Origin of the sequence: Cupriavidus basilensis (assembly GCF_000876015.1) — a bacterium.
GTDB lineage: Bacteria > Pseudomonadota > Gammaproteobacteria > Burkholderiales > Burkholderiaceae > Cupriavidus > Cupriavidus basilensis_B.
Genome location: NZ_BBQM01000012.1, coordinates 663,962 through 685,506, shown reverse-complemented (window position 1 = coordinate 685,506; position 21,545 = coordinate 663,962). Strand labels below are relative to the sequence as shown.

At 69.7% G+C, this 21,545-nt stretch carries 20 protein-coding genes and 3 tRNA genes; 18 read left to right on the top strand and 5 right to left on the bottom strand.

All coding sequences use genetic code 11. The features are described from left to right. The first annotated feature begins 210 nt into the window (after nt 1-210). The 13 genes from KF708C_RS10825 to cynR all read left to right on the top strand — a co-directional run bounded on the left by KF708C_RS10825 (nt 211) and on the right by cynR (nt 13,076). Entirely contained in the window at nt 211-1,449 is a 1,239-nt protein-coding gene (locus KF708C_RS10825; RefSeq protein ID WP_020203342.1) for a GTP cyclohydrolase II, read from the top strand. Continuing rightward, complete coding sequence (locus KF708C_RS10820) at nt 1,446-2,756, top strand: URC4/urg3 family protein (RefSeq protein ID WP_059411763.1); 1,311 nt, start codon at nt 1,446-1,448, stop codon at nt 2,754-2,756. The genes KF708C_RS10825 and KF708C_RS10820 overlap by 4 nt, the downstream gene beginning before the upstream one ends. A 71-nt stretch (nt 2,757-2,827) precedes the next feature. Next, nucleotides 2,828-3,487: a uracil phosphoribosyltransferase gene (upp, locus tag KF708C_RS10815; RefSeq protein ID WP_020203344.1), complete on the top strand. Its 660-nt coding sequence runs from the start codon at nt 2,828-2,830 to the stop codon at nt 3,485-3,487. Then, nucleotides 3,487-4,203 carry a TetR/AcrR family transcriptional regulator gene (locus KF708C_RS10810; protein ID WP_059411762.1) on the top strand — a complete coding sequence of 239 codons (717 nt, stop codon included), beginning with the start codon at nt 3,487-3,489 and terminating at the stop codon, nt 4,201-4,203. Before upp ends, KF708C_RS10810 begins: the two co-directional genes overlap by 1 nt. Beyond that, complete coding sequence (locus tag KF708C_RS10805; RefSeq protein ID WP_029043691.1) at nt 4,193-5,200, top strand: BMP family protein; 1,008 nt, start codon at nt 4,193-4,195, stop codon at nt 5,198-5,200. The genes KF708C_RS10810 and KF708C_RS10805 overlap by 11 nt, the downstream gene beginning before the upstream one ends. 100 nt (nt 5,201-5,300) lie before the next feature. Further along, nucleotides 5,301-6,875, top strand: a complete 1,575-nt coding sequence (locus KF708C_RS10800) for an ABC transporter ATP-binding protein (RefSeq protein WP_059411761.1) — start codon at nt 5,301-5,303, stop codon at nt 6,873-6,875. Beyond that, nucleotides 6,865-7,956, top strand: a complete 1,092-nt coding sequence (locus KF708C_RS10795) for an ABC transporter permease (protein WP_059411760.1) — start codon at nt 6,865-6,867, stop codon at nt 7,954-7,956. Before KF708C_RS10800 ends, KF708C_RS10795 begins: the two co-directional genes overlap by 11 nt. After that, nucleotides 7,956-8,918, top strand: a complete 963-nt coding sequence (locus tag KF708C_RS10790; protein WP_197090340.1) for an ABC transporter permease — start codon at nt 7,956-7,958, stop codon at nt 8,916-8,918. Before KF708C_RS10795 ends, KF708C_RS10790 begins: the two co-directional genes overlap by 1 nt. A 31-nt stretch (nt 8,919-8,949) precedes the next feature. After that, entirely contained in the window at nt 8,950-10,221 is a 1,272-nt protein-coding gene (locus KF708C_RS10785) for an amidohydrolase family protein (protein WP_059411758.1), read from the top strand. A 106-nt stretch (nt 10,222-10,327) separates the two neighbouring features. After that, a tRNA-Leu gene (locus tag KF708C_RS10780) sits at nt 10,328-10,414 on the top strand. A 519-nt stretch (nt 10,415-10,933) separates the two neighbouring features. Then, entirely contained in the window at nt 10,934-11,761 is an 828-nt protein-coding gene (locus tag KF708C_RS10775; RefSeq protein WP_059411757.1) for a hypothetical protein, read from the top strand. 89 nt (nt 11,762-11,850) lie between these two features. Further along, nucleotides 11,851-11,927 (top strand) — tRNA-Arg (locus KF708C_RS10770). 222 nt (nt 11,928-12,149) lie between these two features. Continuing rightward, a complete protein-coding gene (gene cynR / locus KF708C_RS10765) occupies nt 12,150-13,076 on the top strand; it encodes a transcriptional regulator CynR (protein ID WP_059411756.1) in 927 nt (308 codons plus the stop codon). Here cynR and KF708C_RS10760 read toward each other — a convergent pair. After that, complete coding sequence (locus KF708C_RS10760; protein WP_059411755.1) at nt 13,049-13,615, bottom strand: DUF934 domain-containing protein; 567 nt, start codon at nt 13,613-13,615, stop codon at nt 13,049-13,051. The genes cynR and KF708C_RS10760 overlap by 28 nt on opposite strands. A gap of 7 nt (nt 13,616-13,622) precedes the next feature. Beyond that, complete coding sequence (locus KF708C_RS10755) at nt 13,623-15,365, bottom strand: nitrite/sulfite reductase (protein ID WP_059411754.1); 1,743 nt, start codon at nt 15,363-15,365, stop codon at nt 13,623-13,625. A gap of 271 nt (nt 15,366-15,636) precedes the next feature. Here KF708C_RS10755 and KF708C_RS10750 point away from each other — a divergent pair, with 271 nt between their 5' ends. Then, entirely contained in the window at nt 15,637-16,227 is a 591-nt protein-coding gene (locus KF708C_RS10750) for a TetR/AcrR family transcriptional regulator (RefSeq protein ID WP_059411753.1), read from the top strand. Nucleotides 16,228-16,306: 79 nt separating this feature from the next. Here KF708C_RS10750 and KF708C_RS10745 read toward each other — a convergent pair whose 3' ends face one another. Further along, nucleotides 16,307-16,669 (bottom strand): hypothetical protein, encoded by a 363-nt coding sequence (locus KF708C_RS10745; protein ID WP_059411752.1) that lies wholly within the window; start codon nt 16,667-16,669, stop codon nt 16,307-16,309. Between the two features lie 163 nt (nt 16,670-16,832). Here KF708C_RS10745 and KF708C_RS10740 point away from each other — a divergent pair, with 163 nt between their 5' ends. Next, on the top strand, nt 16,833-17,057 hold the full coding sequence (locus KF708C_RS10740) for a DUF6566 family protein (RefSeq protein ID WP_059411751.1): 225 nt from the start codon (nt 16,833-16,835) through the stop codon (nt 17,055-17,057). A 159-nt stretch (nt 17,058-17,216) separates the two neighbouring features. Further along, nucleotides 17,217-17,292 (top strand) — tRNA-Met (locus tag KF708C_RS10735). Between the two features lie 212 nt (nt 17,293-17,504). Here KF708C_RS10735 and KF708C_RS10730 read toward each other — a convergent pair. Next, complete coding sequence (locus KF708C_RS10730) at nt 17,505-18,152, bottom strand: TetR/AcrR family transcriptional regulator (protein WP_059411750.1); 648 nt, start codon at nt 18,150-18,152, stop codon at nt 17,505-17,507. A gap of 263 nt (nt 18,153-18,415) precedes the next feature. Between KF708C_RS10730 and KF708C_RS10725 the strand changes: the two genes are divergently transcribed. Next, nucleotides 18,416-19,984, top strand: coding sequence for a flavin-containing monooxygenase (locus KF708C_RS10725; protein WP_059411749.1), 1,569 nt, complete (start codon nt 18,416-18,418; stop codon nt 19,982-19,984). Between the two features lie 12 nt (nt 19,985-19,996). After that, on the top strand, nt 19,997-20,956 hold the full coding sequence (locus tag KF708C_RS10720; RefSeq protein ID WP_059411748.1) for an alpha/beta fold hydrolase: 960 nt from the start codon (nt 19,997-19,999) through the stop codon (nt 20,954-20,956). 226 nt (nt 20,957-21,182) lie between these two features. On the opposite strand, the gene KF708C_RS10715 is transcribed toward KF708C_RS10720, so the two are convergent. Continuing rightward, nucleotides 21,183-21,389, bottom strand: a complete 207-nt coding sequence (locus KF708C_RS10715; protein WP_059411747.1) for a hypothetical protein — start codon at nt 21,387-21,389, stop codon at nt 21,183-21,185. Nucleotides 21,390-21,545: the final 156 nt, after the last annotated feature.

Genomic DNA, 21,545 nt, shown 5'->3' with positions numbered 1-21,545 from the left:
GGCCCCCCCAGGCCGGGCGCCGCTTTCACATGGTGCCGCTGCACCACAAGCCGGCGGCGGGCCGCACGCGCACGGTGCGCCCGGGCGCCGCGCGGCGGGGTTGGCCGCGCAACATACGGTAAAAACGAGCATTGGGATATGGCATGAAGGTTGCCTACTATGGAATCGTAAACCTGACCGTTTGGTCAGGATTCCTGTTCCGAGGCTGCCATGTCCGATCATATCGTCCTGACCTCGCACGCACGCCGCGACAAGCCGGCGGAGCCCATCCACTGGGGTGCGGCCACCGCCGCGGAGCGCGGTCCCGTGATCGCCAGCCTCACCAATCCCGCGCAGCGCAACGTGATCGGCACCCACTCGGGCGCCTACGCGGTCTATCGCGCGCTGGCGGTGGCCTCGGGCAAGCTGCAGCGCGACCACCGCGCCGACCTGACCGACACCGCGCCGGCCGAGGTGATCGGCCCGCATCCGCAGTGGGCCGACCCGGACAAGATCGTCTCGCTGGACCCCTGGGGCCACCTGGTCTCCACCGCGTTTGCCGACCGCATCGCGGCGGGCATCGACATCCGCCCGTCGATCGCCATCACGCGCGCCCACATCAACATGCCGGAGCTGGCCGGCGCCATCGCCGCCGGGCGGCTGGTGCCGGACGGCCAGATCCTGCACGCCAACGGCGACGTGCGCGTCACCAAGGCCGCGATCGACCCGGTGTGGTACCTGCCGGGGCTGGCGCGGCGCTTCGACATCAAGGAAAGCGTGCTGCGCCGCGCGCTGTTCGAGCAGACCAGCGGCATGTTCCCGGAACTGGTGACGCGGCCCGACCTGAAGGTGTTCCTGCCGCCCATCGGCGGCATGACGCTGTATTTCTTCGGTGACGTCGGCAAGCTCGGCAAGCCCGAGACCCGCGTGGCATGCCGCGTGCATGACGAATGCAACGGCTCAGACGTGTTCGGCTCCGACATCTGCACCTGCCGGCCCTATCTCGCGCACGGCATCGAAGTCTGCATCGAGATGGCGCAGCAGGGCGGCGTGGGCCTGGTGGTCTACAACCGCAAGGAAGGCCGGGCGCTGGGCGAAGTCACCAAGTTCCTGGTCTACAACGCGCGCAAGCGCCAGGTCGGCGGCGACCGCGCCGAGACCTATTTCGCGCGCACCGAATGCGTGGCCGGCGTGCAGGACATGCGCTTCCAGGAACTCATGCCCGACGTCTTCCACTGGCTCGGCATCAAGCGCATCGACCGCTGGGCCTCGATGAGCAACATGAAGCATGGGGCGCTGACCGCGCAGGGCATCGAAGTGGTCGAGCAGGTGGCGATTCCCGATGCGCTGATCCCGGCCGACGCCCGCGTGGAAATCGACGCCAAGGTAGCGGCTGGCTACTTCACGAGCTATACCCCGCCCGACGCGGAAGAACTGGCGCTGGCAAAGGGTAGAGGACTGGACGAATGAACGAGACACCTGAAGCGGGCGCGCCGGGCGGCGCGTCCGGCGGCTTCACCGATGCGCCCGGCTGGGCCAGCCCGGTGCCGCCGGGGCATCCGGCCGCGGCGCTGCTGACCGGCCAGGCCGTGCGCACGCGTTGCGCGGCCGTGACCGGGCACGTGGCGGCGGGCGCGTCCGAGCTGTTTACCTGGCACCCGGACCGCATCCCGGCGGTGGCCGACTACGTGGCGGCCACCATCCGCCAGCGCTATCCGGACCTGAACGTGCCGTATCACAGCCGCTGGCGCCATTTCGAGAGCGGCCAGGGCGGCGAGCGGCTGGACCGCTGGCAGATCCTGTGCGAGCGCGGCGGCTTGTCCGGCGAGGCGGACCGCGAGGAACGGGCCCGCATCGGCATCGACCTGGTGATCCCCAGCGTGCTGCTCGACGCCGGCGCCGGCCCCGACTGGCGCTACCGCGACCCGGCCAGCGACCTGCTGCTCACGCGCTCGGAAGGGCTCGGCGTGGCCAGCTTCGACCTGTTCGCGCGCGGCGGTTTTTCCGCGCAGCTCGGCCAGCCGCTGCGCGCCGATGCCGAGCGGCTGATGCGCATCGATGCATCCTCCATCGCCACCGCGTTCCAGGTGGCGCAGCACAACCCGCTGGTCGGCCTGGAAGGCCGCGCCGGGCTGCTGCGCCGGCTGGGCGAGGTGGCGCAGGCCACGCCCGCCGTGTTCGGCACGCCGGCGCGGCTGGGCAACCTGTACGACTACCTCAAGGCGCACGCCGTCGACGGCCGCATCGAAGCCGGCTTCGTGCTGACCACGCTGCTGGTGGCGCTGGGGCCGGTGTGGCCCGGCCGCGTCAAGCTGGAGGGCGTCTCGCTGGGCGACTGCTGGCATCACCCGGCCTGCGCCGACGGCCTGGTGCCGTTCCACAAGCTCACGCAATGGCTGACGTACTCGCTGCTGGAGCCGCTCGAGGACGCCGGCCTGACCGTGACGGGACTGGAAGTCCTCACCGGCCTGCCCGAATACCGCAACGGTGGCCTGCTGTTCGACTTCGAGCTGATGGTGCCGCGCGATCCCGCCTTCGCCACCGTCACGCATACGGTGGACGAGCCGGTCATCGTGGAGTGGCGCGCGCTCACCGTCACCGGGCTGGACCTGGTGGCGGCGTCGGTGCGCGAGGCGCTCGGGCTGTCGGCCGAGGCCTTCCCGCTGGCGCGCGTGCTGGAGGGCGGCACCTGGGCGGCGGGACGGCGCATTGCCGCCAAGCGCAGGCCGGGCGGCGCGCCACCCTTCGCCATCGACAGCGACGGCACGGTGTTCTAGCCGCCGCGCCGCGCGCTTTCCCGCCGCGCGCGGCACGACCTTTTCGCGATTCGCCTCCCGAGGAGCGCAACATGACCGACCTTTCCGCCGTACCGCCCGTCACGCCTTCGGTGATGGTGGTGGACCATCCGCTCGTGCAGCACAAGGTCACGCTGGTCCGCAGCGAGGACACCACCACCGACAATTTCCGGCGGCTGGTGCGCGAGATCAGCCAGTTGCTGACCTACGAGGCCACGCGCGACCTGGCGATGGAGACCATCGCCATCAAGACGCCGATCGCGCCGATGGAGTCGCCGGTGCTGTCCGGCAAGAAGCTGTGCCTGGTGTCGATCCTGCGCGCCGGCAACGGCTTCCTGGACGGCATGCTGGACCTGCTGCCGGCCGCGCGCGTGGGCCACATCGGCCTGTACCGCGACCCGGAGACGCTGGAGCCGATCGAGTACTACTTCAAGATGCCGGAGGACATCCACGAGCGGCTGGTGATCGTGGTGGACCCGATGCTGGCCACCGGCAATTCCGCCATCGCCGCGCTCAACCGCCTCAAGGAAGCCGGCGTGAGCACGCTCAAGTACGTGTGCCTGATCGCCTCGCGCCAGGGCTTGCGCGCGCTGCAGGCGGCGCATCCGGACGTGGCCATCGTCACCGCCGCCATCGACGAGGAGCTCAACGAGCACGGCTACATCGTGCCCGGCCTGGGCGACGCGGGCGACAGGCTCTACGGCACCAAGTGATGGGCGCGCCGGCCACGGCGCAGCCGCCATGCTTCCCGCCGCAGCGGGAGGCGGCTGGCGGGCGCATCCGCCAGGAGAACGAGGCGCTGATCCTGCGCGCGGCCGAATACGTGTTCGCGCGCGCCGGGTTCGCCGGCGCCACGATGGCGGAGATCGCCACGCGCGCGGGCGTGCCCAAGTCCAACCTGCATTACTACTTCCGCACCAAGCAGGCGCTGTACCGCGCGGTGTTGGCGCACACGCTGGCGCTGTGGCTGTCCGAGACCGACATCATCGACGCCGGGCAGCGCCCGCAGGTGGCGCTGGAGCAGTACATCCGCGCCAAGATGCGGCTGTCGGCCAGCCACCCGGACGCCTCGCGCGTGTTCGCCAACGAGCTGCTGCACGGCGCGCCGGAGATCCGCGACGTGCTCAGCGGCGCGCTGCGCGCGCTGGTGCTGCGCAAGGCCGGCGTCATCAAGGAATGGATCGCGCGCGGCGAGATGGCCAGCGTGGATCCGCGGCACCTGTTCTTCACGATCTGGGCCGCCACCCAGACCTATGCCGATTTTGAGTCGCAGGTATGCGCCGTGCTCGGGGTGAGCCACCTGGGCCAGCGCGATTTCGAACAGGCCACCGACCACCTGGTGCGGCTGCTGCTGCGCGGTTGCGGGCTGGAACCGGCCGGCCTGGCCGTGGAGTTATCGTCAACAAGGGGAGAAAACCATGAGGTTTGAGGGCAAGCGCAGGACCTGGTTGAAACTGGCGGCCGCCGCCGCCGGCGCAAGCGCGCTGGCCGGCGTGCAGCCGGCATGGGCGCAGGCCAGGGTGAAGGTCGCGGCCGTGTACACGGTGCCGGTCGAGCAGCAGTGGGTGTCGCGCATCCACAAGGCGCTCAACGAGGCCAAGGCGCGCGGCGAGATCGACTACGTGTTCTCGGAAAGCGTGTCCAACGCCGACTACGAGCGCGTGCTGCGCCAGTATGCCGAGCAGGGCTCGGCGCTGATCCTGGGCGAATCCTTCGCGGTCGAGGCGGCCGCGCGCAAGGTGGCCAGGGACTATCCCAAGACCGCCTTCCTGATGGGCTCGTCCGGCAAGCCCCAGGCGCCCAACTTCTCGGTGTTCGACAACTACATCCAGGAGCCTTCCTACCTGACCGGCATGATCGCTGGCGGCATCACCAAGACCAACCATATCGGCATGGTCGGCGGCTATGCCATCCCCGAGGTCAACCGGCTGATGCACGCCTTCATGGAAGGCGCGCGCGAGGTCAATCCCAAGGTGAAGTTCACGGTCAGCTTCATCGGCTCGTGGTTCGATCCGCCCAAGGCCAAGGAAGCCGCCTTCGCCATGATCGACAAGGGCGCGGACGTGCTCTACGCCGAGCGCTTCGGCGTCTCCGACGCGGCCAAGGAGAAGGGCCGGCTGGCCATCGGCAACGTCATCAACACCCAGCCGCAGTATCCGGCCACGGTGGTGGCCTCGGCGCTGTGGAACATGGAGCCCACGGTGGCCGCGGCGCTGGCCAAGGTCAAGTCGGGCCAGTTCAAGAACGAGGACTACGGCTCGTATTCGCTGATGAAGTACAAGGGCGCCGAGCTGGCGCCGCTGGGCACCTTCGAAGGCAAGGTGCCGGCCGACGTGATGGCCAAGGTCAAGGCGAAGGAGAAGGCCATTCTCGACGGCAAGTTCGTGGTGAAGGTGGTGGAGACGGAGCCGAAGTCGACGCAGTGAGGCTGGCGTTGGTAGCGCCGGCCCCGTCTTTCTCCCCTCCCCACTTTGTGGGAGAGGGGAGCGAACCATTGGTATTCCTGATGCTCCGCATTTCGTTTTCATGCCAACTCCCATCCTCCGCCTGACCGGCATCACCAAGCGCTTCGGCACGCTGCTGGCCAACGACGCCATCTCGCTGGAACTCCAGCGCGGCGAGGTGCTGGCCCTGCTGGGCGAGAACGGCGCGGGCAAGAGCACGCTGGTCAGCATCCTGTTCGGCCATTACGTGGCCGACGCCGGCACCGTGGAGGTCGACGGCCGGCCGCTGCCGCCGGGCCAGCCGCGCGCGGCGCTGGCCGCCGGCATCGGCATGGTGCACCAGCATTTCACGCTGGCCGACAATCTTTCCGTGCTCGACAACATCCTGCTCGGCACGCAGCCGCTGTGGCAATGGCGGCTGGAGCGCCGCGCCGCGCGCGCGAAGGTGCTGGCGCTGGCGCATCGCTTCGGCCTCGCGGTGCGGCCGGGCGCGCGCGTGGGCGAGCTGTCGGTCGGCGAGCGCCAGCGCGTGGAGATCGTCAAGGCGCTGTACCGCGGCGCGCGCGTGCTGATCCTCGACGAGCCCACCGCGGTGCTGACGCCGCACGAGGCCGAGACGCTGTTCGCCACGCTGGCGCAACTGATCGCGGAGGGCCTGTCGGTGATCTTCATCAGCCACAAGCTCGATGAAGTGCTGCGCGTGTCCAGCCGCATCGCCGTGCTGCGCGGCGGCAAGCTGGTGGCGCAGCGCGAGGCGGCGCAGACCAGCAAGGCGGAACTGGCCGAACTGATGGTGGGGCGCGCGGTTGCCATGCCGGAGCGGGCCGCCGGTGCCGCGGGCGATGCCGCGCCGGTGGTGCTGGCGCTGGAGCAGGCCGGCGCGCGCGGCGCGGACGGGCGCATGCGGCTCGACCGGCTCAGCCTGCGGGTGCGCGCCGGCGAGATCGTCGGCATCGCGGGCGTGTCCGGCAACGGGCAGGCGGCGCTGGCGGAACTGCTCAGCGGCACGCTGGCGGCCACCGAAGGCCGCGTCACGCTGGCCGGCCAGCCGATGCCGGCGCGCCCGCGCGCGTGGATCGGCGCGGGTGTCGCGCGCGTGCCGGAAGACCGCCATGCGGTCGGCGTGGTGGGCGACCTCGCCGTGTGGGAGAACGCCGCCAGCGAGCAGCTTGGCCAGCCGCGCTTCTCGCGCGCCGGCGTGATCCGCCGCGCGGCGGCGCAGCGCTTCGCGCGCGAACTGGTGGCGCGCTTCGACGTGCGCACCGCCGGCATCGAGGTGCCGGCGCGCACCATGTCCGGCGGCAACATGCAGAAGCTGATCCTGGGCCGGGCGCTGTCGGTGCGCGGCGAGGGCCGCGCGCCGCTGCTGGTGGTGGCCAGCCAGCCGACCTGGGGACTGGACATCGGCGCGGTGGCCTACGTGCGCGCGCGCCTGCTGGAGGCGGCGCGCGAGGGCGCGGCCGTGCTGCTGATCTCGGAAGACCTCGACGAACTGCACGCGCTGGCCGACCGCATCGCGGTCATGCACGCCGGCCGCCTGACCGAGGCGCGCCCGACGGCGGACTGGACGCTCGCGGCGCTCGGCCTGGCGATGGCCGGCGCCGGCGGCGGCGCGCCGGGCGGCGCCGGCGACGCGGAGGTGCTGCATGCGGCTTGAACCCCGGAGCGGCGTGTCGCGCGTGGCCATGCTGGCCGCGCCCGTGCTGGCCATCGCGGCCACCTTGCTGATCTGCGCGGTGCTGGTGCGCTGGGCCGGCGCGCCGGTGGGGCGCGCCTATGCGCTGCTGCTCGAAGGCGGCTTCGGCTCGCGCTTCGCATGGTCGGAGACGCTGACGCGCGCCACGCCGCTGATCCTGACCGGGCTGTCGGTGGCGGTGGCGTTCCGCGCGCGGCTGTTCAACATCGGCGCGGAGGGGCAGCTGTACCTCGGCGCGCTGGCGGCGGTGGCCGTGGGCGGGCAGGTCGACGGCGCGGTGGCGCCGTGGGCGGAGCACCTGCCGGTGGCCGTGCATTTCGCGCTGATGGTGGCGGCCGGCATGCTGGCCGGCGCCTTGCTGCTGCTGGGCGCCGCGTGGCTCAAGACGCGGCTCGGCGTGGACGAGGTGGTGACCACCTTGCTCGGCAATTTCATCGTGCTGCTGTTCGTCTCGATGATGCTGGACGGACCGATGAAGGACGCCACCGCGATGGGCTGGCCGCAGTCGGTGCCGCTGGTGCCCGAGCTGGAACTGTCGAAGCTGATGGCGCGCTCGCGCGTGCACAGCGGCCTGCTGCTGGCGTGCGCGCTGGCGCTGATCCTGTGGGCGGTCAACCGCTTCACGGTGTTCGGCCTGCACATGCGCGCGGTGGGCGCCAACGCGCGCGCGGCGGCTTTCGTCGGCGTGCCGGTGCGGCGCGTGACGATGTGGACCGCGCTGCTGTCGGGCGCGCTGGCGGGGCTGGCCGGCGTGGTGGAGGTGGCGGGCCGCACCAGCTACCTGACGCTGGACATCTCGCCGGGCTACGGCTACGCGGGCGTGGTGATCGCCATGCTGGCCGGGCTGCATCCGCTGGGCGTGGTGGCGGCCTCGGTGTTCGTGGCCGGCGTGCTGGTCGGCGCCGACGGCATGAGCCGCGCGGTGGGCGTGCCCAACACCATCGCCGACGTGATCGTGGCGGTGGCGCTGCTGTCCATGCTGGTGGCGACCATGCTGGCGCGCTACCGCATCTGCTTTGACGCCCTGCGCAAGGTGGCCTGATGGAACTGCTCGACATCCTGGCCTCGGCGCCGTTCTGGATCGCGGTGCTGCGCGTGGCCACGCCGCTGGTGTTCGGCACGCTCGGCGTGCTGCTGTGCGAGCGCGCCGGTGTGCTCAACCTCGGCATCGAGGGAATCATGGTGGCCGGCGCCTTCGGCGGCTGGCTGGCGGTCTATCACGGCCTGCCGCTGTGGGGCGGCGTGGCGGCGGCCGCGGCCGTGGGGCTGGCGTTCGGCCTGCTGCACGGCTGGCTGACGGTGAGCCTGGCGCTGTCGCAGCACGTCGCCGGGCTGGGCGTGACCATGCTGGCCACCAGCTTGTCCTACTACGCCTACCGGCTCGGCTTTGCCTCGGTGTCCACGCCGCCCACCATCGTGCCGTTCGCGCCGATGCGCTGGATGGCGGAGGTGCCGCTGCTTGGCCCGGTATTGGGCCCGGTGTTCGGGGAAGAGACCGCGCTGACCCTGCTCGCGCTGGCGCTGGTGCCACTGGTGGCCTGGCTGCTGTACCGCACGCCGCTCGGCCTCGCGGTGCGCATGGTCGGCGAGAATCCGGCCGCGGCCGAGGGGCAGGGTATCCGCGTGGGCGCCATGCGCATCGGCGCGGTGATGGCGGGCTCGGCGCTGATGGCGGTGGGCGGCGCCTTTCTCACGCTGTCGGCCTTCAACGCCTTCTTCTTCAACATGATCAACGGCCGCGGCTGGATCTGCGTGGCGCTGGTGGTGTTCGCCTCGTGGCGCCCGGGCCGCGCGCTGGCCGGCGCGCTGCTGTTCGCCGCCTTCGACGCGCTGCAGCTGCGCCTGCAGCAAAGCGGCGCCAGCCTGCCGGGCCTGCCGGCGCTGCCATACCAGCTCTACCTGATGCTGCCCTACGTGCTGTCGATCCTCGCGCTGGTGCTGGTGGCGCGGCGCGCCACCTATCCGCAGGCGCTGATGAAGCCCTATCGCAAGGGCGAACGCTGATCCATCCCGTCTCCCAGAAAAAGAACCCGCCATGCTCGACCTGATCCTGCGCAACTGCACGCTTCCCGATGGCCGCACCGGCATCGACGTCGGCATCGCCGGCGACCACATCAAGGCGGTGGAGCCGGCGCTCAAGGCGCACGCCGCCACCGAGGTCGACGCCGCCGGCCAGCTGGTGACGCCGCCGTTCGTCGACGCGCATTTCCACATGGACTCCACGCTGTCCTACGGCCAGCCGCGCATCAACCAGTCCGGCACGCTGCTCGAGGGCATCGCCCTGTGGGGCGAGCTCAAGCCGCTGCTGACGCAGGACGCCATCGTCGAGCGCGCGCTGGCCTATTGCGACTGGGCCGTGGCCAAGGGCCTGCTGGCGATCCGCTCGCACGTGGACGTATGCGACCCGCGCCTGCTCGCCACCGAGGCGCTGCTGCACGTGCGCGAGAAGGTCAAACCCTACCTCGACCTGCAACTGGTGGCGTTCCCGCAGGACGGGCTGCTGCGCGCGCCCGGCGCGCTCGACAACCTCAAGCGCGCGCTCGGCATGGGCGTGGATGTGGTCGGTGGCATTCCACATTTCGAGCGCACCATGAGCGATGGCGCCGACTCCGTGCGCATCCTGTGCGAGCTGGCCTGCGAGCGCGGGCTGCGCGTGGACATGCATTGCGACGAGACCGACGACCCGCTGTCGCGCCATGTCGAGACGCTGGCCGCGCAGACCGTGCGGCTGGGCCTGGAGGGCAGGGTGGCCGGCTCGCACCTGACCTCGATGCACTCGATGGACAACTACTACGTGTCCAAGCTGATCCCGCTCATGCATCAGTCCGGCGTGGCCGCCGTCGCCAACCCGCTCATCAACATCACGCTGCAGGGCCGGCACGACACCTATCCGAAGCGGCGCGGCATGACGCGCGTGCCCGAACTGATGGCCGCGGGCGTGCCGGTGGCGTTCGGCCACGACTGCGTGATGGACCCCTGGTACGGGCTCGGCTCGGGCGACATGCTGGAGGTTGCCCACATGGGCCTGCACGTGGCGCAGATGACCGGGCAGGACGCCATGCGCGCGTGCTTCGCCGCCGTCACCGAGACCCCGGCCCGCATCCTCGGGCTGGAAGGCTACGGCATCGCGCCGGGATGCCGCGCCGACCTCGTGCTGCTGCAGGCGCGCGATCCGGTGGAGGCGATCCGGCTGCGCGCCACGCGGCTGATGGTGCTGCGCGCGGGCAAGGTGGTCGCCAGCACGCGTCCGGCCACCGCCACGCTGCATCTGCCGGGCCGGCCGGGGCAGGTGTGCTTCCAGCCATGAGCGCCGCCGGCGCCAGAAAATGCGTGCCGGGGTGTTGACAGCCGAATCCGAACTTGCCATAATGTTTCTCTTCGCAGCGCTGCAGCAGTTCACGCAGCAAAACGAAGCCCAGATGGCGAAATTGGTAGACGCACTAGGTTCAGGTCCTAGCGGTGGCAACACTGTGGAGGTTCGAGTCCTCTTCTGGGCACCAAGACTCGATGAGAAAGGCCGTTGCAGATGCAGCGGCCTTTTTCTTTTTGCGGCGCTCGTTTTGCGATGAGACTCCGATGGCGAGGCGAGCTTCCGGCGGCACGGTCCTGGTCCGCGGGTACGCGCCGGCTTCGCGCCTTCAGCGCCGTTCTGTTTCAGGTTTGCATCGTCCGCCACGCCGGTCCATGCGGACCCGCCATCGCGCATCTCTCTGCGCCAGTCCTCGTTTCCTCGTTTCCTCTTCGCGCGCCGGCAAGCGCGGAACCCCCTCGCATTGCCGCCGTGCGGTGGCACACGCAGGTGCGCGCGGGTGCCTACGGAGCGCCCTTACGGTCGCGAGGGCTTTGACCTATGCTCAAGCAAAGCCGTAGCGGATTTTCAAGCCAGAGGTGCGGTCATGGCCAGGGGCGCGTGGTCTCCGAGCAGGGCGCAGGTCGGTGCTAGCGGGCATTGCCCGGGTATTCACGATCGCCATCTCCATCCCCATCCGTGCCGCCAGTGTTGTTGCTCGATACTCGCCATGATCGTGGCCAGCCTCGCCCAGGGCGAGGAACGGCCAGCCGGCGGCGGCGCCTTCGGCTGGGACCAGCTCGAAGGCGAACCGCCCGCGCAGGTCTCCGGCAGCGATGCGGTCATCGTCGCCGCCAATACGCTCGGCGCCGTGCCGGCCGGCATGGCCACCGACACGGTTGTCGCGGCGCCGGCCATGCCGGCCGGCGCGGCGCGCGGCGGCCAGCCTGTCCTGGTTGCCTCGCTCGGCGGTTGGGGCCGGCCCGCCACCACGCATTCGTCCGGCACGCCCGCCACGGCCTACAACGACGCGCCAGGCCCGCTGCCCGCCTACGCGGACCCGGCGCCGCGCGCCGCGTGGCCCGCCGTGTCGGTGCACCTCGACGACGCCACCTCGGCCACGGGCCATGTCGGCAACCGCGTGCAGAGCATGGCGCTGTCGCTCGACACCGTGCTGCCGCGCAGCGGCGGCCTGACGATCCAGCCGCGCGTGCAGCTCGCCTACCAGCCGGCCCTCGACCGCAGCGGCACGGGTTTCCTCGGCAGCCAGCCCGCGGACGCGAGCGCGGCCGAAGTGCTGGTGCGGCTCTACCGTACCCAGCCGACCCGGCTCAACGGCGCCAACGGGGTCTACCCGTTCGTCGAGGCCGATCTCTGGCAGGACCACAAGCAGGCCATCAACATCAACGGCACACGCATCGACCCCGACATGCTGCGCGGGCTGCTGTCGGTCAACGTCGGCGCGCACGGCAGCACGAACGGCGGCGTCAAGCTGTGGATCAAGCTCAAGGCCGGACGCAACCCGGGCGGCACGCTGGGCGCGCGCTATCGCTGGTAAGCCCCGCCGCGGCGGGGAAACGGCCTGACACATAGCTGTAAAAAACGCTTGCATTCAGGCATGGCTGCGCTACAATTGCGACCTCGCGTGCGGCTGTAGCTCAGTTGGATAGAGTACTTGGCTACGAACCAAGGGGTCGTGGGTTCGAATCCTGCCAGCCGCACCACCTTATTTGAAGGGCTTCCGTTTCCGGAAGCCCTTTTTGCATTGTCTTTTTCATTGCCCTGTCCGTCGCCGCGCGCATTGCCCGCGCTGTCGCATTGTCACGGGCCGCCATCTGCCGCGAAGCGGTTCCGGCGGCGGCGCACGAAAGTCCAGGTGCGATCCGCTATTGGTCCAGGGACTGGCTTACCATCCCTCCCATAGCCAATCCCAATCGTTGATCCCGATGCTGCTCCGCCATGTCCGCTACTTTCTCGCCGTTGCCGAATGCGGCAATTTCACCCGCGCGGCCGAGGCGCTGCATGTTTCGCAGCCGACGCTTTCGCAGCAGATCCGGCAACTGGAGGACACGCTCGGCGTGCAGTTGTTCGACCGCTCGGGCCGCAGCGTCCGCACCACCGATGCCGGGCAGGCTTACCTGCTCTATGCACGGCGCGCGCTGCAGGATCTGGAGGCGGGCAAGCGGGCGGTTCACGACGTCCAGGAACTGACGCGCGGCAGCTTGCGGCTGGCGATGACGCCGACGTTTACGCCTTATCTGGTCGGGCCGCTCGTGATGGATTTCAATGAGCGCTATCCCGGCATCGTCTTGAGTGTGCTGGAGATGCCGCAGGCGCAGATCGAGCAGATGCTGCTGCAGGACAGCCTCGACATGGGCATCGCGTTCAAGGACGTGCGGCTGGCGGACATCGACACGCAGCCGCTGCTGCTGGAGCCGCTGGCGCTGGTGGTGGGCGCGGGGCACCGCTATGCCAGGCGGCGCACGCCGCTCACGCGCAAGGAGATGCAGGACGAGCCGTTTGCCTTGCTGACGCAGGAGTTCGCCACGCGCCATTACATCGACAACTATCTTGGCCGCCAGGGCATCGTGCCGCAGGTCGCACTGGAGGCGAACTCGGTCAGCGCGGTGGTCGAGGCGGTGCGGCGCGGCCGCCTGATGACGGTGCTGCCGGCCGCCATCGCGCAGGACAGCGGCGACCTGCGCAAGGTCAGGCTGGAGCCGCCGCTGCCGCCGCGCGAGGCCGCGCTGCTCCAGCGCAGGGGCGCCTACTGCAGCGCGGCCGTGCGGGCCTTCGTCGCGTTCGCCCAGGAGGTGCTGCCGGCCTGGACGCCAGCGCCGGACGCTCAGGCCGGCGTGGCCGGGCGCCGGTAGCCTTTCTGGTAATGGACCGTGAACGTGCCGAGCGCTTCGAGGGCCGCGCGCGGATCGTGACTGGGCTTGATGGCGAAGCTGTCGAAGCCGCAGCGCGCCATGTAGTGCACCGTGTCGATCATCACGTCGCCCACCGCGCGCAGCTCGCCGGTCCAGCCGTATTGCGTGCGCAGCAACTGCGCCAGCGAGTAGCCGCGGCCATCGGTGTAGACGGGGAAGTCGATCGCCAGGTGGGCGATGCCGGCCGGGTCGATGACGTTCGCGCCGGGCTCGAGCAGCAGCTCGGGGTCGGCGTCCGGCGCGAGATACACGGCGACCGGATGCGCGCGCTGCCGCAGCCGGGCTTTCATCGCCAGCCAGGTGGCGGCGGTGACGAGCCAGCCGTCCTCGTCGGGCGGCAGCGCGGCGGACGCATCGGCGCCGTCGCCTTTTCCAACTTCACCACCTTCATCGCCTTCGCCGTCATTGGCCACGAAGGCGCGCCACTTGTCCGGCTCGAGCGCGCCGTTGCGGATGACGTTGGCGACCGGGTTTGTCATGCGGGCCTCAGACACGTGCGTTCTCCGCCTGCAGCTTGCGCTGGACGATCCGCGCGTCGGTGTAGACCGCGGTCTTGAACGGTTCGATGCCGGTGCGCTCGACCACGTCGATGAACCGTTCCTCGTCGTCCTCGCGCAGCGAGAGGTAGGTCTGCACCAGCAGTTCCACCACGTCGGGGATTTCCTCGCGCGCGAACGACGGGCCGATGATCTTGCCGATGGCCGCACCGCCGGCGCCGTCTTCCATGTCGCGCCGCTCGCCGGACAGCGCGCCGTTCTGGCGGCCGCCGATGGTGACCTGGTACCACTCCTCGCCGGCCTTGTCGACGCCGAGGATGCCGATGTGGCCCACGTGGTGGTGCCCACACGAGTTGATGCAGCCGGAGATGTTCAGGTCCAGCTCGCCGATGTCGTGGAGGAAGTCGAGGTCGTCGAAGCGCTGCTGGATGGCCTCGGCCAGCGGGATGGAGACGGCATTGGCGAGCGAACAGAAATCGCCGCCCGGGCAGGCGATGATGTTGGTCAGCAGGCCGATGTTCGGCGTGGCCAGCCGCAACGGGTCCAGCCGTTGCCAGACCTGATGCAGGTGGACGCGGCGGATGTCGGCGAGGATGAGGTTCTGCTCGTGCGAGACGCGCAGCTCGCCGAAGCCGTAGGTGTCGGCGAGGTCGGCGACGGCATCCATCTGGTCGGCGGTGATGTCGCCCGGCGGGCTGCCGGTGGCCTTGAGCGATACCGTGACCGAGCAATAGCCGGCCACGCGGTGGGCATGGACGTTGCTGCGCAGCCAGCGCCGGAAGCGCGGGTCCTGTTCCGTCAGCGCGGCCGCGGGGTCGTCGTCGCCGGCCGCGGCGGGATCGTAGGCCGGCGTGGTGAAGCGGCCGGCGATGTCCTGCACGAACTCGGCGCTGACCGTGTCGGGGCCGCCGCGGATGCGCTGCCATTGCTCGTCGACCTGCTGCGCGAACACGGCCGGGGTGAGGTCTTTGACGAGGATCTTGATGCGCGCCTTGTACTTGTTGTCGCGGCGGCCATGCAGGTTGTAGACGCGCAGCGTGGCCTGCAGGTAGGTCAGCAGGTCCGACCAGTGCACGTATTCGCTGATCAGCTTGCCCACGATGGGCGTGCGGCCCATGCCGCCGCCCACCCACACGCGAAAGCCGGTCTCGCCGTCGCGGCTGACGGCCTGCAGGCCGATGTCGTGCACGCCCACCGCGGCCCGGTCCGTGCGCGCGCCGCTCACGGCGATCTTGAACTTGCGCGGCAGGAAGGCGAACTCGGGATGCAGCATCGACCATTGCCGGATGATCTCGCACCAGACCAGCGGGTTGACGATCTCGTCCGGCGCGATGCCGGCGAGGTGGTCGGTAGTGGTGTTGCGGATGCAGTTGCCGCTGGTCTGGATCGCGTGCATCTGCACCGTGGCCAGCTCGGCGAGGATGGCGGGCGCGTCTTCCAGGCGCGGCCAGTTGAACTGCATGTTCTGGCGGGTGCTGAAATGGCCGTAGCCGCGGTCCCAGCGGCGCGCGATATGGGCGAGCTTGCGCAGCTGCCGGCTGGCGAGCATGCCGTAGGGAATCGCCACGCGCAGCATCGGCGCGTGGCGCTGGATGTAGAGGCCGTTCTGCAGGCGCAGCACGCGGAATTCATCTTCCGTCAGCCGGCCGTCCAGGAAGCGCGTGGTCTGGTCGGAGAACTGGGCGACGCGCTGGTCGACCACCTGCTGGTCGACGGTGTCATACGAATACATGGCAAAGATCGCGGCAGCCGCTACCCGGGGGCGGGCGCGGGCGGCTTGAGTGAGGAGAGGGCACAAGGCTAGCCGGTGGGCCGCCGGCCGAACAGGATCAGTTCCGGCGAATTCGGTCATACCAGGTGACGGATGCGCGGCGGGGGTTCCGTTTGCCGGGCCGAATGGGGGCATCGCAGAGCCGGCGCGGTACCGGCGCCATGCCCCGGCTTTACAGAGACAGGTCTGTCTGCAATACTGAGTTGTCTATCTCATTTCAAGGAAGGGCGCCATGGCACAGCCCTCGGCCCGGGACCGGATTCTCGACACGGCGGCACGCCTGTTCTACCAGGACGGCTTCCGGGCGACCGGCATCGACAAGATCATTGCCGAGTCCGATGTGGCGAAGATGTCGCTGTACCGGCATTTCGCCTCCAAGAACGAACTGATTTCCGCCTTTCTCGACTGGCGCCATGACTTCTGGATGCACTGGTTCACCGAGGAAGTGGAGGCGCGCGTTGCCGTCTCGCCGGGCCTCGGCGTGATCGCCGAAGCCCTGGGCGCGTGGTTCGCGCAGGACACCTTCCGCGGCTGCGCCTTCATCAACGTGGTCGCCGAGGCGGGCAGCACCGGGGTGCCGGAGCATCTGCAGCAGGCCGTCGCGCACAAGGCGTCGCTCAGCGCGTACCTTGCCGACATCGCCGGGCGGCTGGGGCTGGCGGAACCCGGCGAGGTGGCCGAGGAAGCCATGCTGTGCCTCGAAGGCATGATCGTCCGCTACCAGATGACCGCCGATCCGGCCGTGGTGGAGCACGGCAAGCGCCTGCTCGCGCGCCTCGAGCAGAGCGCCGGCGTCCGCGCGGCGAGCGCTGCCGCGGCCTGAACCTCAAGCAGCGGAACAGCGGCGGCGCTTGGCGGCCGGGCTGCGCGATGCGGCTGCGCGCGGCCTTGCGCGGTTCCGCTCAAGGCTCGCAGGCCGTCTCTTGCAGCGTGGCGTAGTGGCGCTCGCCGCGCGTGCGCAGGCACAGCGTGACGGGGCTGAGGAATTCCATACCTTCGGCGATGCTGAAGCTGATGCGCGCGCCGTCGCGCTCGAACGCCAGCGCGTCGATGGTCCACGGCAGCGCCTTCAGGGCCGCCGTGTCGATGCCCGAGAGGTACAGCGTGGCGCCGGCGGCCTGCGCGGCCGCCTCGGCTTCGGGATTCCAAGTGTCGGCCGTGAGCAGCGGGTCGTCCACCGTCAGGAGCGGGCAGCGGATCGACAGCCGGGCCGCGGCGGGGCGCTGGCTGTACAGGTAGAGGGTGCCGGGATCGCAGCTGAACATGATTTCTTGGCCTCATGTGATACTGTATGAATATACAGTATAGCGTGCTTTTTGCAGATTGCAGGCCGCCGGCAAGAGGGGGATGCCAGGGCCTTGCCGCGGGGGCGCATGCTAGGATGCGGCGCAGGATTCGCCCCGCGGCGAGAACGGACGGGCACGCCAAATGGACAGCGGCACCAAGGAGTACAAGGCGGAATACAAGGGGTACGTCATCCACGTGTTCTGCAGAACCATCAAGGCCGGCCTGCACATGGCGTCGTGCGCGATCTGGGAGGATGGCGCCATCGTCCAGGACGCGCGGGCGATCGGCAGCCAGCACGCCACGCCCGACGAGGCGAAGGCGGCGGCCTATGCCTGGGCAAGGAAGTGGATCGACGGCAATAGCTGAAACCGAACGCCGCGCTGCTTCGCCATCACGTCACCACGTCAGCGCGCTGCCGGGCACTCCGCGCCGCAAACGGGTCGCTGGGCCGCCGGGCCAGGCGCTTTTCCGGTTTTTTCCCGCCCAGGGGTATCCAGATGCTACCGATCCGCGTATATTTCGGCCCGCGGGGTGGAGCAGTTGGCAGCTCGTCGGGCTCATAACCCGAAGGTCGCAGGTTCAAGTCCTGCCCCCGCAACCACATTCCCTACATCGACACCTGCCCCGATACGCCAGCTTAGCGTCAGGCCAATCGGCGGTGCGGTCATCGGTCACTCGCCGAAGCAGGGCGCCGCGGTAGCCGCGGCGCAGGCTGGCCGGCGAAGCGCTCCTCGATCCAGTCAATGGCCTTACCGGCCGCATCCCTCGCAGTGAAACGGCTTTGCCTGTCGTGGCTGGCAACGCAATGGCCGGCTAGCGCGCCGTATCGATATTCAGCAGCGCCTGTCCCGTTTCGGTGAGGTAGGGCGAGAACAGGCTCATCACCTGCGACGCGCCCCAACTGATGTGTTCGCGCCGCAGCGCGTCGATGCCGTGGCGCGAGCGCAGGTAATCGATCCAGTACGTCGACACGATCCAGCTATTGACCACGAGGTGGTCGAGCTGCGCCGGCGTGGCGCGCAGCAGGCCCGCCGCTTCCATGCCGGCGAACACGCGCCGCACGTGGCGCTGGCCGTCGTCGGCGAGCGCCTCGGTGCGCGCGCGCAGGGCGGGGGCGAGCGCGCGGATCGCGGCCGCGTCGCGGTAGAAGAAACGCCATTCCCACATCAGGCTGAACCAGCCGCTCAGGTAGCCGGCAAAGCGCTGCGGCGCGTCGCCTTGCGCGAGGTCGGCCACGGCCGTGTCGCGCAGCGCGTGCTCGAACGCGTCGAACAGCGCTTCGAGGATCTGCTCCTTGCGGTTGAAGTGGTAATGGAGATTGCCTTCCTTGATGCCGACCGCCGCGGCGATCTCCGCCGTGGTCACGACCATTGGCCCGCGCTCGTTGAACAGGCTCAGGCAGGCCGCGAGGATGCGCTCGCGGGTCTTGGGCCGTCGTGCCGCGGCGCTGTCCGCGCTCATGGGCGGCGCTCCGCGCGGGTGGCCGGATCGGGTCGGCGGTGTTTGGTATGCAGCATGTCTTGCGTGGCACGCGAGGCCAGGGCTTAAGGGAAAGCCCGGGTTCGGGCGATCCCGGTTGATTAATTAGGGTGAACACCCTAGTCTAGTCGGAAGTCGGCACGCGGGCACCACGGCAATGCGCAAACGCGCAAACGAGCGAGACGCAGGAAATGCGATGCCGAGGTGCCCGGCCACGACCGGCCAACAGGAACAGGAGACAACCGATGCTAGCAGGCAACGCAGACAAGGCGCATCCCCCGGCGCGGCAGGCGCCGCATGAGCAGGTCCACCATTTCGATGTGCTGGTCGTGGGCGCCGGGCTGTCCGGCATCTGCGCGGCCTACCACCTGCAGACCAGTTGCCCGGGCAAGCGCTACGCCATCCTGGAGGGCCGCGACGCCGTCGGCGGCACCTGGGACCTGTTCCGCTATCCCGGCGTGCGCTCCGACTCGGACATGTACACGCTCGGCTTCAGCTTCCGGCCGTGGCGCAGCGACAAGTCGATCGCCGCCGGCGACGCCATCCTCGAATACATCCGCGACACGGCCAGGACCTTCGACATCGAGCGCCACATCCGCTTCGGCCACCGCGCCACGCGCGCGTCGTGGTCGTCCGAGACGGCGCGCTGGACGGTGGACGCCGCCGTGGGCCCGCAGGGCGAGCCGGCGCGCTTCACCTGCAATTTCCTCTACCTGTGCAGCGGCTACTACGACTACGCGGACGGCTACATGCCGGGCTGGCCGGGCATGGAGCGCTTCGGCGGCCGCGTGGTGCATCCCCAGCACTGGCCCGAGGACCTCGTCTACGACGACCAGCGCGTGGTGGTGATCGGCAGCGGCGCCACCGCCGTGACGCTGCTCCCGGAGATGGCCAAGCGCGCCGCGCACGTGACCATGCTGCAGCGCTCGCCGACCTACATCGTCGCGCGCCCGTCCAGCGACGCGGTGTCCGCCTGGCTGCGGCGCAAGCTGCCGGCCGGCATGGCGCACCGGGTCACGCGCTGGAAGAACGTGCTGTTCGGCATGTATTTCTACCATCTCGCGCGCAGGAAGCCGGAGCTGGTCAAGCGCAAGATCCTCGAGGCCGCGCGCGCGCAGCTCGGCCCGGACTACGACGTCGACAAGCATTTCTCGCCAGCCTACAAGCCGTGGGACCAGCGCCTGTGCCTGGTGCCGGACTCGGACCTGTTCAAGTCGATCCGGGCGGGCAGGGCGTCGGTGGTGACCGACCATATCGAATCCTTCACCGAGACCGGCCTGCAGCTGCGCTCCGGGCAGAAGCTCGACGCGGACGTGATCGTCACCGCCACCGGCCTGCAGTTGAAGGTGGCGGGCGGCATGCGGATCGAGGTGGACGGCGTGCCCGCCGATCCGGCGCAGGCCTTCATGTACAAGGGCATGATGTACAGCGACGTGCCCAACCTGGCGGTGGCGATGGGCTACGTCAATGCGTCGTGGACGCTGAAGGCGGAGTTGTCGTCGATGTACGTCTGCCGGCTCATCAACCACATGGAGGCCAACGGCCATGACTGGTGCGCGCCGCGGCGCGGCCACGCCGCCGGCGACGACGAGCCTTCGCTGTCGCTGACCTCGGGCTACGTGCAGCGCGCCAGCGGCATCCTGCCCCGGCAGGGCAGCAAGCGTCCGTGGCGGGTCCACCAGAACTACCTGTTCGACCTGATGGCGCTCAAGTTCGGCAAAGTGGAGGATGATGCGATGGAATTCGGCCGGGCCGGCCCGGCCGCGCCGCGCGCGCCGGCGCCCGCCCGGGCGGCGGAATCGGCGCACGGTTGAGGAAAGGACGCCATGACCATACTGATTGCCTGCATTGCCATCGTCGCCGCCGTCATCGCCGGCCTGGTGGCATTCACTGCGTTCATCGCGCGCAAGGTCGAGAAGGCGCTGCCGCCGCGCGGCAAGTTCATCGAGATCGACGGCGCCCGCCTGCACTACATCGACCAGGGCCAGGGGCCGATGATTGTGATGGTGCACGGGCTGGGCGGCCAGACCGGCAATTTCTCCTACGCGCTGCTGGAGCGGCTGACGCCGCGCTTCCGCGTGATCCTGGTCGACCGGCCCGGCTCGGGGTATTCGACCCGTCCGGCGGGCATGTCGGCGCGCCTGCGCAAGCAGAGCGAGGTCATCGCCCGGTTCATGCGCGCGCTGGACCTGAAAGACCCGCTGCTGGTGGGGCATTCGCTGGGCGGCGCGGTCGCGCTCGGCGTGGCGCTCGATCATCCGGGCACGGCCGCCGGCCTGGCGCTGATCGCGCCGCTCACGCATCCGGTGGCGGGCCCGCCCGCCGTGTTCCGCGCGCTGGCGGTGTCGCCGGCCGCGCTGCGGCGCGTGGTTGCGTGGACGCTGGCCATCCCGCGCTCGATCCTGCGCGGGCGCGACATGCTGGAATTCGTCTTCAGCCCGGAGCGGCCGCCGGCGGATTTCGGCACCGCCGGCGGCGGCCTGCTCGGCCTGCGGCCGGGCGCGTTCTATGCCGCGTCGTCCGACATGACCAGCCTGGAGGAAGACCTGCCCGCGATGGCCGGGCGCTATGCGTCGCTGGCGCTGCCGGTCAGCATCCTGTACGGCACGGCCGACGCCATCCTCGACTGGCGCGCGCACGGGCAGGCCATGAAGGACAAGCTGCCGGCGCTGGAACTGGAACTGGTGCCCGGCGGGCACATGCTGCCGGTCACGATCCCGGACCAGGCCGCGGCCTGGCTCGCGGCGGCGGCCGAGCGCACGCGGCTGGCCGGCGCGCCGGCCTGACCGCCGCCCGCATTCAGGCTGCATTCGGGCCGCATTCGGATTGCATCCGGGCAGCATCGCTGCCGCGTGACCGGCCCACGCCAATGCCTCCCGCTCAAGCCACGCATGGGCGGTGCGACCGCCGCTGCGTGGTCATGGACGTTCGGCATCCGGCGGAACCGCGCGATGTCCTCGCCACGGTGTTCCGTGCATGGTGCCGTGGCCGGCGCGCCGCGGGGTGCGGCCCTCAGGACACGGAGAAGGTGCGCACGAGCTTGGTCTTGAGCGGCCACGGCCGCGCCGCCAGGATCCAGATGCACAACAGCGGACCCACCAGCGGGATCAGCGACAGGTAGGCATAGGGTGCGCCGAAGTGCGCGGCGCGGAAGACCTTCCTGAATGGAAAGAACCACATGGCTTCGAAAGCCAGGAACCCCAGAAGATAAAACGTCATTGCGGTGCTTCCTGTGTAATTCCTGCTCCGTATCGCGCCTCTGAGAGACTCTGAAGGTCCCTGCTGGTGTTGCCGTATGGCATCGGGCAGCGTTTCCGGTGTGGCATCGGTGTTGTGCAGCGGGATTGTAGTGCGCAACCGCGCAGGTACAATCCC

What these genes read in the sequence shown, in the direction of transcription:
- KF708C_RS10825 (WP_020203342.1), top strand. Translation starts at nt 211, where the DNA reads ATGTCCGATCATATCGTCCTGACCTCGCACGCACGCCGCGACAAGCCG.
- KF708C_RS10820 (WP_059411763.1), top strand. Translation starts at nt 1,446, where the DNA reads ATGAACGAGACACCTGAAGCGGGCGCGCCGGGCGGCGCGTCCGGCGGC.
- upp (WP_020203344.1), top strand. Translation starts at nt 2,828, where the DNA reads ATGACCGACCTTTCCGCCGTACCGCCCGTCACGCCTTCGGTGATGGTG.
- KF708C_RS10810 (WP_059411762.1), top strand. Translation starts at nt 3,487, where the DNA reads ATGGGCGCGCCGGCCACGGCGCAGCCGCCATGCTTCCCGCCGCAGCGG.
- KF708C_RS10805 (WP_029043691.1), top strand. Translation starts at nt 4,193, where the DNA reads ATGAGGTTTGAGGGCAAGCGCAGGACCTGGTTGAAACTGGCGGCCGCC.
- KF708C_RS10800 (WP_059411761.1), top strand. Translation starts at nt 5,301, where the DNA reads ATGCCAACTCCCATCCTCCGCCTGACCGGCATCACCAAGCGCTTCGGC.
- KF708C_RS10795 (WP_059411760.1), top strand. Translation starts at nt 6,865, where the DNA reads ATGCGGCTTGAACCCCGGAGCGGCGTGTCGCGCGTGGCCATGCTGGCC.
- KF708C_RS10790 (WP_197090340.1), top strand. Translation starts at nt 7,956, where the DNA reads ATGGAACTGCTCGACATCCTGGCCTCGGCGCCGTTCTGGATCGCGGTG.
- KF708C_RS10785 (WP_059411758.1), top strand. Translation starts at nt 8,950, where the DNA reads ATGCTCGACCTGATCCTGCGCAACTGCACGCTTCCCGATGGCCGCACC.
- KF708C_RS10775 (WP_059411757.1), top strand. Translation starts at nt 10,934, where the DNA reads ATGATCGTGGCCAGCCTCGCCCAGGGCGAGGAACGGCCAGCCGGCGGC.
- cynR (WP_059411756.1), top strand. Translation starts at nt 12,150, where the DNA reads ATGCTGCTCCGCCATGTCCGCTACTTTCTCGCCGTTGCCGAATGCGGC.
- KF708C_RS10760 (WP_059411755.1), bottom strand. Translation starts at nt 13,615, where the DNA reads ATGACAAACCCGGTCGCCAACGTCATCCGCAACGGCGCGCTCGAGCCG.
- KF708C_RS10755 (WP_059411754.1), bottom strand. Translation starts at nt 15,365, where the DNA reads ATGTATTCGTATGACACCGTCGACCAGCAGGTGGTCGACCAGCGCGTC.
- KF708C_RS10750 (WP_059411753.1), top strand. Translation starts at nt 15,637, where the DNA reads ATGGCACAGCCCTCGGCCCGGGACCGGATTCTCGACACGGCGGCACGC.
- KF708C_RS10745 (WP_059411752.1), bottom strand. Translation starts at nt 16,669, where the DNA reads ATGTTCAGCTGCGATCCCGGCACCCTCTACCTGTACAGCCAGCGCCCC.
- KF708C_RS10740 (WP_059411751.1), top strand. Translation starts at nt 16,833, where the DNA reads ATGGACAGCGGCACCAAGGAGTACAAGGCGGAATACAAGGGGTACGTC.
- KF708C_RS10730 (WP_059411750.1), bottom strand. Translation starts at nt 18,152, where the DNA reads ATGAGCGCGGACAGCGCCGCGGCACGACGGCCCAAGACCCGCGAGCGC.
- KF708C_RS10725 (WP_059411749.1), top strand. Translation starts at nt 18,416, where the DNA reads ATGCTAGCAGGCAACGCAGACAAGGCGCATCCCCCGGCGCGGCAGGCG.
- KF708C_RS10720 (WP_059411748.1), top strand. Translation starts at nt 19,997, where the DNA reads ATGACCATACTGATTGCCTGCATTGCCATCGTCGCCGCCGTCATCGCC.
- KF708C_RS10715 (WP_059411747.1), bottom strand. Translation starts at nt 21,389, where the DNA reads ATGACGTTTTATCTTCTGGGGTTCCTGGCTTTCGAAGCCATGTGGTTC.